At 63.1% G+C, this 14,026-nt stretch carries 11 protein-coding genes; 7 read left to right on the top strand and 4 right to left on the bottom strand.

Annotated features, from left to right (window positions below; genetic code table 11):
• Nucleotides 1-7: 7 nt before the first annotated feature.
• The 3 genes from L6Q67_RS04090 to L6Q67_RS04080 all read right to left on the bottom strand — a co-directional run bounded on the left by L6Q67_RS04090 (nt 8) and on the right by L6Q67_RS04080 (nt 3,768).
• Nucleotides 8-388: a hypothetical protein gene (locus tag L6Q67_RS04090; RefSeq protein WP_296565726.1), complete on the bottom strand. Its 381-nt coding sequence runs from the start codon at nt 386-388 to the stop codon at nt 8-10.
• A gap of 8 nt (nt 389-396) precedes the next feature.
• A complete protein-coding gene (locus L6Q67_RS04085) occupies nt 397-1,371 on the bottom strand; it encodes a quinone oxidoreductase (RefSeq protein WP_296565723.1) in 975 nt (324 codons plus the stop codon).
• Between the two features lie 102 nt (nt 1,372-1,473).
• Entirely contained in the window at nt 1,474-3,768 is a 2,295-nt protein-coding gene (locus L6Q67_RS04080) for an NADP-dependent malic enzyme (protein ID WP_296565721.1), read from the bottom strand.
• A 344-nt stretch (nt 3,769-4,112) separates the two neighbouring features.
• Here L6Q67_RS04080 and L6Q67_RS04075 point away from each other — a divergent pair, with 344 nt between their 5' ends.
• From L6Q67_RS04075 to L6Q67_RS04065, 3 genes are all read left to right on the top strand, one after another.
• Nucleotides 4,113-4,883, top strand: a complete 771-nt coding sequence (locus L6Q67_RS04075; protein ID WP_296565710.1) for a ParA family protein — start codon at nt 4,113-4,115, stop codon at nt 4,881-4,883.
• A 192-nt stretch (nt 4,884-5,075) separates the two neighbouring features.
• Nucleotides 5,076-6,203 (top strand): glycosyltransferase family 2 protein, encoded by a 1,128-nt coding sequence (locus tag L6Q67_RS04070; protein ID WP_296565707.1) that lies wholly within the window; start codon nt 5,076-5,078, stop codon nt 6,201-6,203.
• 74 nt (nt 6,204-6,277) lie between these two features.
• On the top strand, nt 6,278-7,573 hold the full coding sequence (locus tag L6Q67_RS04065; RefSeq protein ID WP_296565704.1) for a glycosyltransferase family 39 protein: 1,296 nt from the start codon (nt 6,278-6,280) through the stop codon (nt 7,571-7,573).
• Nucleotides 7,574-7,603: 30 nt separating this feature from the next.
• On the opposite strand, the gene L6Q67_RS04060 is transcribed toward L6Q67_RS04065, so the two are convergent.
• Nucleotides 7,604-9,826, bottom strand: a complete 2,223-nt coding sequence (locus L6Q67_RS04060) for a UvrD-helicase domain-containing protein (protein ID WP_296565702.1) — start codon at nt 9,824-9,826, stop codon at nt 7,604-7,606.
• A gap of 332 nt (nt 9,827-10,158) precedes the next feature.
• Between L6Q67_RS04060 and L6Q67_RS04055 the strand changes: the two genes are divergently transcribed.
• From L6Q67_RS04055 to secF, 4 genes are all read left to right on the top strand, one after another.
• Nucleotides 10,159-10,485: a hypothetical protein gene (locus L6Q67_RS04055; protein ID WP_296565698.1), complete on the top strand. Its 327-nt coding sequence runs from the start codon at nt 10,159-10,161 to the stop codon at nt 10,483-10,485.
• 192 nt (nt 10,486-10,677) lie between these two features.
• A complete protein-coding gene (yajC, locus tag L6Q67_RS04050; RefSeq protein WP_296565690.1) occupies nt 10,678-11,010 on the top strand; it encodes a preprotein translocase subunit YajC in 333 nt (110 codons plus the stop codon).
• Nucleotides 11,011-11,084: 74 nt separating this feature from the next.
• The gene (gene secD / locus L6Q67_RS04045) at nt 11,085-12,944 is read left to right on the top strand and encodes a protein translocase subunit SecD (protein WP_296565687.1); all 1,860 of its coding nucleotides are present in this window, start codon (nt 11,085-11,087) and stop codon (nt 12,942-12,944) included.
• 33 nt (nt 12,945-12,977) lie between these two features.
• The gene (secF, locus tag L6Q67_RS04040) at nt 12,978-13,910 is read left to right on the top strand and encodes a protein translocase subunit SecF (RefSeq protein WP_296565683.1); all 933 of its coding nucleotides are present in this window, start codon (nt 12,978-12,980) and stop codon (nt 13,908-13,910) included.
• Nucleotides 13,911-14,026 lie beyond the last annotated feature (116 nt).

Here is a 14,026-nt window from a genome sequence, read left to right as displayed (position 1 = left end):
AGCCAGCCTAGCGCGTCGCGGCCTGGGCCGGCAGATCCTTGAGGGCCTGTTTGCGCTCTCCGTCCGCAGCAAAGATCAGGGCCTTCTGTTCGTCGCTGAGGGGCGCTCCCAGGTCACGCTCAAGGGAACTGTAGATGCGCGCCAGCCGCTCGGTGAGCCGCCCCTTGGCCGGAATGGCCCGTAGCACCTGCTCCCGGCGGGCACCGGTGATGCTCATGACTTTCTGCACAAAGCCCTCATCGATGCGACGCGTTTCCGCCTGGATGAAGGCGGCCTGAACCGGCGTCAGAACCACGGGCGGCGGCGCCGGCGCAGCCGCCGCCGGAAGGGCAAGGGCGGCCCCCAGGGCCAGGGCCGCCAGCACAACGCAGGAACAGGGATGTTTCATGATCAGGCTCAGGGAACCAGCACCGTGGAACCCGTCGTCCGCCGTGCCTCGAGCTCACGGTGCGCCGTGGCTGCGTCCTGCAGCGGAAAACGTTGATTGATGGACAGACGCACCTGCCCTGACAGCACCACGGCAAAGAGATCTTCAGCCATGGCCAGCAGATCGTCGCGACGCGCCGAATAGGCGAACAGGCTGGGACGGGTCAGGAACAGCGACCCCATCTTGCCGAGCAAGCCGGGATCAAACGGCGCCACCGGGCCGGACGCGTTGCCGAAGGTCACCATCATGCCGAGGGGGCGCAGACAGGCCAGGGAATCCATGAAGGTGTCCTGACCGATGGAGTCGTACACCACCGCCACCCCCTCTCCGCCCGTGAGCTCCCGGACGCGGCCGGAAACGCTCTCGCGGGTATACACAATGGTGTGGTCGCAGCCGTACTGGCGCGCCAGCGCCGCCTTCTCGTCGGAACCCACCGTGCCGATCACGGTGGCGCCCAGGGCCTTGGCCCACTGGCAGACGATCAGGCCGACGCCACCGGCGGCAGCGTGGATGAGGATGGTGTCACCGGGCTGGACCCGGTAAGTGCGACGCAGCAGATACTGGGCGGTAAGCCCCTGCAGCATCATGGAGGCTCCCTGCTCGAAACTCAGGGCATCGGGCAGGCGGACCAGACGGTCGGCGGGAATGTTGCGGCGCTCGGCATAGGCACCAAGGGGACCACCGGCATAGGCAACCCGATCGCCGGGCCGCAGATCGGTCACCCCCTCGCCCACCGCCTCGACCACGCCGGCAGCCTCGAGCCCGATGCCCGAAGGCAGCGGAACCGGATACAGGCCGGAGCGATGATAGGTATCGATGTAGTTCAGGCCGACAGCATGGTGCCGGAGCTGGGCCTCGCCAGGAGCCGGCGGGGCCAGGTCAGCCTCGACCCACTGCAGGACCTCGGGACCGCCGGTACGCTCAAAACGGATCAAACGGGACATGGCCTCACCTCGCGGAACATTGTCCCCGATTGTACCGGAGGGCGATTTCAAATAGCGGACGGAAGCACCCCGCCCCGGGTCACGGGGCGGGGTAATCCGGGTTCAGACCGGCAATTCTTCACGCTGCTCGGCAGCATCCACCACGGCCAGGGCGGTGATGTTGACCAGCCGGCGCACCGATGCCGAGGGCGTCAGGATATGCACCGCACGGGCGCTGCCCAGCAGGATGGGGCCGACCGAAACGCCATCGCCATTGGCAACCTTGAGCAGATTGAAGGCAATGTTGGCAGCATCCAGGTTGGGCATCACCAGCAGGTTGGCCTCGCCGTGGAGGCTGGAGTCCGGGTGGAGACGGTCGCGAATCTCGGGCGACAGGGCCGAGTCACCGTGCATCTCACCGTCACACTGCAGATCCGGTGCCTTCACCCGCAGGATGTCGCGGGCATCACGCATGCGCCGGGACGAGGCGCTGCGGGCGCTGCCGAAATTGGAATGGGACAGCAGGGCTACCTTGGGCTCGATACCGAAACGCTTCAGCTCGTCCGCCGCCATCAGGGCGATCTCGGCAGTTTCCTCGGCGCTGGGCATCTCGTTCACGTAAGTGTCGGTAATGGCCAGGACGCGCTGGGGCAGCAGCAGGATGTTCATTGCCGCATACAGGCTGGCGCCGTTCTTCAGACCGATCAGGTTCTGGACGTGATTGAAGTGGTGATCATAGCCACCGGTCGTGCCGCAGACGAGGGCATCGGCATCGCCACGACGCAGCAGCATGCAGCCGATCAGGGTACTGTCGGCGCGCATGGCTTCGCGGGCGGAGTCGGGCGTCACGCCATCGCGGCCCATCAGACGGTAGTACTCCTGCCACAGTTCGCGGTAGCGACCGTCGGACTCCACGTTGACCACGTCGAAATCACGGCCGGCCACGAGGTTGAGGCCGAACTTCTCGATGCGCATGTCGATGACCGCCGGACGACCGATGAGGATCGGACGCGCCAGGTTTTCGTCCACCACGGCACGAACGGCGCGCAGGACGCGCTCGCTCTCACCTTCCGCATAGAGCACGCGCTTTTTGTCGGCGGGAACCGCCTTGGCCTTGGTGAACACCGGCTTCATGATGATGCCGGACTGGTACACGAATTCGTTGAGACTCTGGACGTAAGCGTCCATGTCCACCTTGCGGGTGGCCACGCCGGAATCGATGGCGGCCTGGGCCACGGCGGGGGCGATCTTGACGATCAGGCGCGGATCGAAGGGCTTGGGGATCAGGTAGTTCGGGCCGAAGGACAGGTCGGCACCACCATAGGCCTGGGCCACCACATCGGATTGTTCCGCCTCGGCCAGCTCGGCGATGGCCTTCACGCAGGCCAGCTTCATCTCCTCGTTGATCTTGGTGGCGCCGGCATCCAGCGCACCACGGAAGATGAAGGGGAAGCACAGCACGTTGTTGACCTGGTTCGGGTAGTCCGAACGGCCGGTGGCGATGATGGCGTCGGGACGCACTTCCTTGGCCAGCTCCGGCAGGATTTCCGGGGTCGGGTTGGCGAGGGCGAAGATCAGGGGCTTGTCAGCCATGGTCTTGACCATCTCGGGCTTGAGCACGCCGGCGGTGGACAGGCCCAGGAAGATATCGGCGCCGACCAGGGCGTCGCCCAGGGTGCGGAACTCGGTCTTCTGGGCGTAACGGGCCTTGTTGGCCTCCATGTTTTCTTCACGCCCCACCCAGATCACGCCCTTGGAGTCGCAGACGAACACGTTCTCGCGACGGATGCCGAGGCCGCACCACAGGTCGAGGCAGGCAATGGCCGCCGCACCGGCACCGGAGCAGACCACCTTCACCTCTTCGATCTTCTTGCCGACCACCTTGAGGCCGTTGAGCATGGCGGCGGCGGAGATGATGGCGGTACCGTGCTGGTCGTCGTGGAAGACCGGAATGTTCATCCGCTCACGCAGCTGCTGCTCGATGTAGAAGCACTCGGGTGCCTTGATGTCTTCCAGGTTGACGCCGCCCAGGGTGGGCTCCAGCGCCGCGATCATGTCGATCAGCTTGTCCGGATCGTTCTCGGCCAGCTCGATATCGAACACGTCGATGTTGGCAAACTTCTTGAACAGGCAGCCCTTGCCCTCCATCACCGGCTTGGCAGCCAGGGGGCCGATGTTGCCAAGGCCCAGCACCGCGGTGCCGTTGGTGATCACCGCCACCAGGTTGCCGCGGGAGGTGTACTCCTGGGCATCGGCCGGATCGGCCACGATGGCGTCACAAGCCGCGGCCACGCCGGGGGAGTAGGCCAGGGCCAGGTCCCGCTGGTTGGTCAGGCCCTTGGTGGGCACCACCGCGATCTTGCCGCGCGTCGGGCTGCGGTGGTAATCGAGGGCGGCTGCAATGAAATCCTTGTCCATGTTCTCTCTTCTCTCAAAATGGTCCGACCCCCGCAAGCCAGGGCAACGGGATGCCGCTGGCGGGGGATATCACCGATGGTCTGGCCGGAAATCTGGATGTGTCCTGGGTACCCTGAGGCGAGCGTGTGCCCCGTATGACAGCCGTGCGGTGGTCACCCTGCCGCCCGACCGGAGTTCCGCGCCCGGGAGGGGGGCACGAAGACTTCATGTTGATTGCTTTATTGTTTGCATACGAGTTTACCCGACCCCGGCCTTTTTCGCATCCTCGGTAATTTCAGGCCGCTCCCCAATGCGTGGCACAATCGCGCGCATCCAAACAGCACCAGAAAATCAGGGGAGAAGCGATGCGACGCGTTGTATTCAATCAAAAAGGAGGGGTGGGCAAGTCCACGATCACCTGCAATCTGGCAGCGATCAGCGCCCATAATGGCCTGCGCACCCTGGTTGTCGACCTCGACCCCCAGGGCAACTCCACCCACTACCTGTTGGGGGACGCGGCGGAGAACCAGGACGACACCCTGGCCGGACTCTTCGAGCAGACCCTGTCCTTCAAGTTCAGCCCCAAGAAGACCGAGGAGTTCGTCCACCCGACCCCCTTCGCCAACCTGTCGATCATGCCCTCGCACCCCAATCTGGAAGAACTCCAGGGGAAGCTGGAATCCCGCTACAAGATCTTCAAGCTGCGGGACGCCCTGGACGAGCTGGCCGATGACTACGACGCGGTGTTCATCGACACCCCGCCGGCCCTCAACTTCTATACCCGCTCGGCCCTGATCGCCACCCGCCTGTGCCTGATCCCCTTCGACTGCGATGACTTCTCCCGCCGCGCGCTGTACGCGCTGATGGAGAACGTGCAGGAAATCCGGGCCGACCACAATCGGGATCTGGAGGTGGAGGGCATCGTGGTAAACCAGTTCCAGCCCCGCGCCAGCCTGCCCCAGAAGCTGGTCCAGGAGCTGATCGCCGAAGGCCTGCCAATCTTCAAGACTTACCTGTCGAGCTCCATCAAGATCCGCGAAAGCCATGAACAGGCCAAGCCCATGATCCACCTGGACCCCAAGCACAAGCTGGCCCAGGAGTTCGTGGCCCTGCATGCTGAGCTGCGCGGCACCTGAGTGCCGACACTCGCACACCATCGAAACCGTTCCCATGACGCTAAGAATTTAACGGACGAAGGCGGCGCTGACTTGTGCGCCGCAAGAATTTCATTAACATTCATCCTGGAAACTTAACCATCGAAAAGAGCAACGCATTGATTTTTGGCTTTTTTTGACGCCATCACAACGTCATTCACGAAACAATTCCGCATGAATGCCAAACCCCTGAAGACCGTCATCATCGTCCCGACCTACAACGAGAAGAGCAATATCGCTGCGTTGGTCGATGCACTTCAGGAGCAGTTCCTGCAGCTAGAGCACGACATGCACATCCTGGTCGTGGATGACAATTCGCCCGATGGCACCGCGGACGTCGTCCGCACCCTCCAGACAAGTCACCCCAATCTCCAACTGCTGAACGGCCAGAAACAGGGCCTGGGCGTCGCCTACATCCGTGGCATGCGCCACGCCATGCAGGAGCTGCAGGCGGATGTCGTTTTCGAAATGGACGCGGACTTCTCCCACAAGCCGGAAGACGTCCCCCGCCTGCTGGCAGCCATAGACGAGGGCGCCGATTTCGTGATCGGCAGTCGCTATGTTCCGGGAGGCACCATCCCCGAGGAATGGGGCCTGTATCGCCGCCTGAACTCGCGTTTCGGGAACATCGTCGCCCGCTACCTGGCGGGCATCTACTCCGTGCGCGACTGCACCGCCGGTTTCCGGGCGATCCGGACTTCCGTCCTGCGACGCATCGATTTCGACAAGCTGCGCGTTCAGGGCTACGCGTTCCAGGTCGCGTTGCTGCATGCGGCAAAGACCAACAAGGCGAAGATCGTGGAGATCCCGGTCAACTTCATCGACCGCACCCACGGCGAATCAAAGCTCGGCCTGCGCGACATCATCGAATTCATCCTCAATGCCTGGTGGATCCGGTTTGACAGCTCGAAGACCTTCATCAAGTTCCTGATCGTGGGGGCCTCGGGGGTCGTCGTCAATCTGGGCGCATTCACGCTGCTGCTGGCGCAAGGTCTCAACAAATACGCGGCCTCGCCCATTGCCATCGAGCTGTCGATCATCACGAATTTCTTCCTCAACAACGGGTGGACCTTCCGCTGGCGGAAAACCAAGGATCGCATGCGGACTCGCGGCATCAAGTTCAACGCCGTCTCCCTGCTGTCCCTGGGCCTGAGCTATTCGACATTCGTCCTCCTGTCCGTGCTGCTCCCGGAATATCCGCCCCAGCTCCATCAGTTCGCGGGCATCGTTCCGGCCACCCTGGCCAACTATTTCCTCAACTCCTACTGGACCTTCAAACACGTCGAGGACACGCCCTCCTGAGGCCACCGATTTTCCCCAGGCGAGATCGATCTCATGCCCTGCCACTACCTTGCCCCTGCCACCGGGACACGCCTGTGAAAGCACTCAAGCAACTCCTGACCTGGTTTACCTCGCCAGCGGCCTTGCCGGCCCTTTTCCTGCTCTACCTGGCACCACGGATTGCCATCCTGTTTGTTCCCGTGGAGGCCACGTCCGACGGAGAGTGGTACCTCGCCCGTGCCGTGGAGATGTCCCAGGGGCTGGGCTATATGGAAGATGGCGTGCCGACCGCGTTCTGGCCACCGGGCTGGCCCATGACCCTGGCCGTTCTGTTCCGCTTTTTCGATGCCTCACTGCTGACCGTACAGATCTTCAATCTGCTGTGCTCGCTGCTCACGGGCTGGCTGACCCTTGATCTGGGCAAGCGGCTCTTCAAGTCGGAGGCTGCGGGCAGACTGGCCCTGCTGCTGCTCGCGATCTACCCCAACAACATCGGCTACATCCCCCTGGTCGCCACCGAGATCTTCTACACCACCCTGCTTCTTGGCGGCTGCCGCTTGCTGATTGCGGACCAACGCCACCGGATACTCCCCATCGCCGGCATCCTGTTCGGTGCCGCCATGCTCATCAAGGCCCAGTCGCTCCTGGTCATTCCGCTGATTTTCGGCGTCGCGCTCCTTCGCGATGCAGTCAACGTCAGGAACATCCTGATCGCCATGACAAAGGCTGGAGTCGTGATCCTGACCGCACTGCTGGTGGTGATGCCCTGGAGCTATCGCAACCACACGGTCTTTGGTGAATGGGTGATGGTCTCCACGAACGGCGGCCTCACCCTGCTGACCGGCAACAACCCGAGCGCCAACGGCGACTACACGCCCGACGATCCTCTGGTCACGAGCATCACACGGACAGTGGAAAACCAGCTCGAGGTGGACAAGGAAGCCCGCCGGCGCGGAATGGCGTGGATCAAGGAAAACCCGGCGCGCTTTGCTGCGCTGATGCCATTGAAAGCCTTTCGGCTGTGGGCGCCAGACGGCGAGGCCGAGTGGCTGTACCAGCTCGGCTCCCCCTTGTACGCCGATCACGCAGCAGCTTTTCGCACCCTGCGCTACGCCAACCAGGCCTACTACACTCTTCTGATGCTGGGCTTTGGCGTTGCCGGCTTCCTGCTGGTGACCCGTCGCCGCCCGCTCTCCCCCATGCGGATAGACTGGTGGCTTCTGCCCTACGCCATAGCCCTGTATCCAACGCTCATAGCGATGGTGTTTTCAGGCCAGTCCCGCTTCCACTACCCGGTAATGCCTTTTGTCGTCATGTGCTGCGGCTGGCTGCTCGCCGAGTGGATCGGCAACGACCGCTCACAGGGCCATGACAGCCCGGTAACCAGATAACGCCCCGGACCACTCCGCACCGAGGGCTCATCAGACCGGCGTCAGCTTCGCCACCGCCAGCATCAGCCACTTGCTGCCCGCCTCGGCAAACTTGACGTGCACCCGCGCGTCGTTGCCGCTGCCCTCCGCGGCGATGATGACACCATCGCCAAAACGGGCATGCTGAACGCTCTGACCAATCCGCAGCCCCCCCAGATCGCGGGATTTCATCGGTGGAGCAGGCGGCTGGCTGGCCGCTGCCGGCTTGGCCGCACCCGGGTTGTAATAGCGTGCGGAGGGCTCGGACACGAAACTGCGGCGCGGATTGGGCGGTGTCAGCCACTTGGTCAGCCCCTCCGGGATCTCCTCCAGGAACCTCGAGCGCAGGTTGTAACGCACCTGGCCATGGAGCATGCGGCTCTGGGTGAAGCTCAGGTAGAGACGCTGACGGGCGCGGGTTACCGCCACGTACATCAGGCGCCGCTCCTCCTCCAGCCCGTCGGCCTCCTGGGCGCTGTTCTCATGGGGGAACAAGCCCTCCTCCAGACCGGACAGGAAGACCACGTCAAACTCCAGCCCCTTGGCGGCATGCACGGTCATCAACTGGACGGCCTCGGTACCCGCATCGGCCTGATGATCGCCGGCCTCCAGGGACGCGTGGGCCAGGAACTCCGCCAGCACCGACTCACCCGCCGAGGGCAGATCGCCAGGCACCTGACCGGCACCAACCTCGGCGCTGAAATTGGCCGCGGCGTTGATCAGCTCATCCAGGTTCTCGAGCCGCTCCTGCCCTTCCTTCTCCGCCTTGTAGTGGGCGCGCAGGCCGGACACCTCGATCACGTGCTCCACCATCTCATGCAGCGGCAGCTCTCGCGTTTCGCCGCGTAGTCGCTCGATCAGAACCACGAACTGGGCCAAGGATGAGCCCGGCTTGCCGGAGAGATGGGGCACGGTCTGGTAAAGGGGCGTGTTCCAGGTACGGGCAGCGTCCTGCAAGGCCTCCAGAGAGCGGGCACCAATGCCACGGGTAGGAAAATTGACGACCCGGGTGAAGGCCGTGTCATCGTCCGGATTGGCAATCAGGCGCAGGTAGGCCAGGGCATGCTTGACCTCCTGACGCTCGAAGAAGCGCAGCCCCCCGTAAACACGGTAGGCAATGCCGCTGGAAAAGAGCTGATGCTCGAGCACCCGCGACTGCGCATTTGAGCGGTACAACAGGGCGATATCGGCACGGCTCGCGCCGTCCCTCACCAGGGACTGGATCTCCTCGACAATCCAGCGGGCCTCGTCGGTATCCGTGAACGCCTCATAGACACGGATCGGCTCCCCGGCCCCCCGGTCGGTCCACAGGTTCTTGCCCAGGCGCTTGCTGTTGTGGGTGATCAGCGCATTCGCCGCATCGAGGATGTTGCCGTGGGAACGGTAGTTCTGCTCGAGGCGGATCACGCTCTCCACGTGGAAATCCCGCTCGAAATCCCGCATGTTGCCGACCTCCGCCCCCCGGAAGCGATAGATGGACTGGTCATCGTCACCGACGCAGAACAGGCTGGCGCCGCCCTCCTCGCCCTTGCCGGCCAACAGGCCCAGCCAGCGGTACTGGAGCACGTTGGTGTCCTGAAACTCGTCCACCAAAATGTGGCGGAAACGCGCCTGGTAGTGCCGGCGAATAGGCTCGTTGCGCTCGAGCAGCTCGTAGCTGCGCAGCAACAACTCGGGGAAATCCACAACTGCCTCCCGCTGGCACTGTGCCTCATACTCCATGTAAAGCTCGACCCGGCGGCGGCTGTAGTCGTCCCAGGCCTCCACCGCTGCGGGCCTCAAGCCGGCTTCTTTTTGGCCGTTGATGAAGTGCTGCAGATCACGGGGCGGGAATTTCTCGTCGTCCACGTTCAGCGCCTTCAGCAAACGCTTGATCGATGCAAGCTGATCGCCGGTATCCAGGATCTGGAACAGCTGGGGCAACCCGGCCTCGCGGTGATGGGCGCGCAGAAAGCGGTTGCACAGGCCATGAAAGGTGCCGATCCACATGCCGCGGGTGTTGACCGGAAACAAGGCCGAAAGCCGCGTGAGCATTTCCTTGGCCGCCTTGTTGGTAAAGGTGACCGCCAGAATGCCCTGGGGACTGCAGTAGCCGTTTTGCAGCAACCAGGCGATGCGGGTGATGAGCACCCGGGTTTTGCCGGAGCCGGCCCCGGCGAGGATCAGTGCGTGCCGGGGCGGCAAGGTCACAGCAGCGAGCTGTTCGGGATTGAGGTGATCGAGGAGCTGGGACATGGGTGAGACGGAATGCGGCGAAGCCCCACATTCTACCGCCAGCACCCGGGATCAGATGACCCTGAAGCGCCGGAAGCGACTGTTGCGAAAACGCTGCGCAGCCGTGACGGATTACGTGAAAGAAATTGAAAAGGGTCTTGCAGTCAACAGCGCAAGTACCTAAACTGAAATTGTGCAATGCAACAAACAAGGCTGACTAGAGGCTGACAAAACCGAATAAACATCGGAAAAAACGCTTAAAAAGACAATTTTGCATCGCGTCAAAACCGTCTTGAAGCGCTACAGAGATCAGCCCGCTTGTTTGATGCCCCCAAATACAGGAGTAACAGCAAATGAAAGCACCTAAACTACTACATTGGCACGCCCGCAAAGCCGGCGTTCCTGTCGAACGCGCCGAAGCCCTCTGGCGCAAGGCCCTTCGTGAAGCCACAGCCGATACCGGCTGGGTGGGCACCTCCGAATTCTGGGGCGCAGCGGAAGCACGCTTTCTGGAGCTGCTTGCCGAAGAGCAAAGCACACTGTGCACGCCCCATGTCGAAACCTTCATGCGCACCCAGCACCGCATGGGTCTGATGCCCCTGCTCGCCGCAGAGCAAATGTTTTCCGCGATGTCTGCCAACTGGCAGCGATTCTGCAACCAGATGAACAAGGCTGCCTGAGTGCGCCCGCCGGCGCCCTGCGCCGGCTCAACCGGGTTTTTCTCCCTCCTCTCCTTTTTGGAGATTTGACGGCGTCTGTCGCAAGGCAGACGCCGCTTTTTTTTGCCCTGTCCACCCGCAACAGCCGCTCGAGGGCCACCCGCCGGGTACTGCTATAATCCGAAGCTTTGTATCTTGACTCCGGAGTTCAATGTGCTGATTTCCAACGCCTTTGCCCAAGCCGCGCCGGCTGCCGCGCAAGACCCCCTGGGCGGTCTGACCGGCATCCTGCCGATGATTTTCATGTTCGGGGTGCTTTGGTTCCTGATGATTCGCCCCCAGATGAAGCGTGCCAAGGAACATAAAGCGCTGCTCGAAGGTCTGCAGAAGAACGACGAAGTCCTGACCGGCGGCGGCATTGTCGGCAAGGTCGTGGCCATCAGCGACGCCTACGTCACCGTGGAAGTCGCGGCCAACACCCAGATCGTCGTACAGAAGCAGGCCATTGGCGCCGTGCTGCCCAAGGGCACCCTCAAGTCGATCTGAACGGCCGACGGGCCGGTGCCCGGCACCGGCCGTCGCCAGTCGCAGCGCCCGTTCCCTCTCCTTCCCGCCAGACCATGAATCGCTACCCTCTCTGGAAAAACCTCCTCATCGGGCTCGTCCTGCTGTGGGGCCTGATCTACACCCTGCCGAACTTTTACGGGGAGGTGCCCGCCGTCCAGGTCTCCAGCGGCAAGGCCACCCTCAAGCTGGATGCCAGCGCCACCCAGAAGCGCGTCGAGGAAAGCCTGGCTGCAGCCGGCATCCAGCACGACGGCCTGTTCTCCGATTTCAACAGCGTGCGCGCCCGTTTCCGCGACACGGACACCCAGCTCAAGGCCAAGGACGCCATCGAGAAGGCCTTCAACCCGGATGCGGCCGACCCCGCCTACGTGGTCGCCCTCAACCTGCTCTCCGCCAGCCCCCAATGGCTCACCAGCATCGGCGCCCTGCCCATGTACCTGGGCCTGGATCTGCGCGGCGGCGTGCACTTCCTGCTCCAGGTGGACATGAAGGGGGCCGTCACCAAGCGCCTTGATGCCACCACCGGCGACCTGCGCACCCTGCTGCGCGACAAGAACGTCCGCCATGCGGGCATCACCCGTGAAAACCAGAGCGTGGTCATCCGGTTCCGCGATACGGAATCCCAGACCCGCGCCCGGGCCGTGATCACGGCAGGCACCAACGATCTGCAGCTGACGGAAGGCCAGGACGGCGCCGACTTCAAGATCACTGCCACGCTCACGCCCCTGGCCCAGAAGTCCATCCAGGAGTTTGCCCTCAAGCAGAACATCACCACCCTGCACAACCGCATCAACGAGCTGGGCGTTGCCGAGCCCGTGATCCAGCAGCAAGGCGTCGACCGCATCGTCGTGCAGCTGCCCGGCGTGCAGGACGTGGCCAAGGCCAAGGACATCCTCGGCCGGACGGCCACCCTCGAGATCCGCATGGTGGACGACACCCCGGGCGCCCTTGAGGCTGCCGTAGGCGGCGCGATCCCCCCGGGCACCGAGGTTTACAACGACCGGGAAGGCCGTCCCCTGCTCGTAAAGAAGCAGGTTGTGCTCACCGGCGAGCGCCTGACCGACGCCCAGCCCGGCTTTGACGGCCAGACCCACGAAGCCGCCGTGCACCTGACCCTGGACTCTGCTGGTGCCCGCATCTTCAAGGACGTGACCCGCGAGAACATCAACAAGCGTATGGCCATCCTGCTGATCGAGAAGGGCAAGGGTGAAGTCGTCACCGCACCGGTGATCCGCGGCGAGATTGGCGGCGGCCGCGTGCAGATCTCCGGCAAGATGAGCTCGGAAGAAGCCACCGACACGGCGCTGCTGCTGCGTGCCGGCTCCCTGGCCGCCCCCATGGAGATCATCGAGGAACGCACCATCGGCCCGAGCCTTGGCGCCGAGAACATCAGCAAGGGCTTCCACTCCACCCTGTGGGGCTTCGTGGCCATCGGCATCTTCATGTGTGCCTACTACATGCTTTTCGGCTTTGTATCAGTGGTGGCCCTGGCCTCCAACCTGCTGCTGCTGATCGCCTTGCTGTCCCTGCTCCAGGCCACCCTCACGCTGCCCGGCATTGCCGCCATCGCCCTGACCCTGGGCATGGCCATCGACGCCAACGTGCTGATCAACGAACGCATCCGGGAAGAGCTGCGCAACGGCTCCAGCCCCCAGGCGGCGATCACCGCCGGCTACGACCGGGCCTTCGACACCATTCTCGACTCCAACGTCACCACCCTCATCGCCGGCATCGCCCTGCTGGTCTTCGGCTCCGGTCCGGTACGCGGCTTCGCGGTGGTCCACTGCCTCGGCATCCTGACCTCCATGTTCAGCGCCATCCTGGTCTCCCGTGGCCTGGTCAACCTGATCTACGGCAAGAAGCGCAAGCTCGACAAGCTGTCCATCGGCCAGGTCTGGAAGCCGGGCAGCTGAAGCCTGCATCAATAAAGAAACGGACCCGCAAAAATGGAATTTTTCCGCATCCGCAAAGACATCCCGTTCATGAAGCATGCGCTGGTGTTCAACGTCATTTCGTTGGTCACCTTCCTGCTCGCGGTCACTTTCCTGGCCACCAAAGGCCTGCATTTCAGCGTCGAGTTCACCGGCGGCACTCTCATGGAGGTGAGCTACAGCGAGCCCCCCAACCTCGAAAAGCTGCGTGAATCCCTCGCCAAGGACGGTTACCAGGACGCCCAGGTGCAGAACTTCGGCAGCGCCCGTGACGTCCTGATCCGCCTGCCGAACCGGGACGGCATGGAGACCGGCAAGGTCAGCGAGAAGGTCATGGCCAACCTCGCCACCCTCGAAGGCCCCAAGGCCGAGATGCGCCGTGTCGAATTTGTCGGCCCTCAGGTCGGCAAGGAGCTCGCATCCGATGGCGCCATGGCCCTGCTGCTGGTGATCGGCGGCATCGTCGCCTATCTGGCGATGCGCTTCGAGTGGCGCTTTGCCGTCTCCGCGATCATCGCCAACCTCCATGACGTGATCATCATTCTCGGCTTCTTCGCCCTGTTCCAGTGGGAGTTCTCCCTGCCGGTACTGGCGGCCACCCTGGCCGTACTGGGCTACTCGGTGAATGAGTCGGTGGTGGTGTTCGACCGGGTCCGCGAGACCTTCAAGAAGAAGCGCGGCCTATCCACCCCCGAGGTGCTCGACCACGCCATCACCAGCACCATCAGCCGAACCATCATCACCCACGGCAGTACCCAGATCATGGTGCTGTCCATGCTGCTGTTCGGCGGTGAAACTCTCTACTACTTCTCCCTGGCCCTGACCATCGGGATCTGCTTCGGCATCTACTCCTCCGTCCTCGTGGCCAGCCCCCTGGTCATGTGGCTGGGCGTATCCCGGGAGCAGTTCATGCAGGTAAAGAAGGACAAGGAAGAGGCTGTCGTCTGAGCCTCATCTGAATGCAAAGGGCTGCCACTTGGCGGCCCTTGTCATTTGGCAGATCGGGCCTGCAGAGGCAAGGTTTGCCGGTTTCAATGCAGGCGCGCGGGATACGTGATATTTTC

Origin of the sequence: Zoogloea sp. (genome assembly GCF_023150065.1) — a bacterium.
Lineage (GTDB): Bacteria > Pseudomonadota > Gammaproteobacteria > Burkholderiales > Rhodocyclaceae > Zoogloea.
The sequence above is the reverse complement of the archived record's forward strand: the minus strand, read 5'-3'. Positions and strand labels throughout refer to the sequence as shown.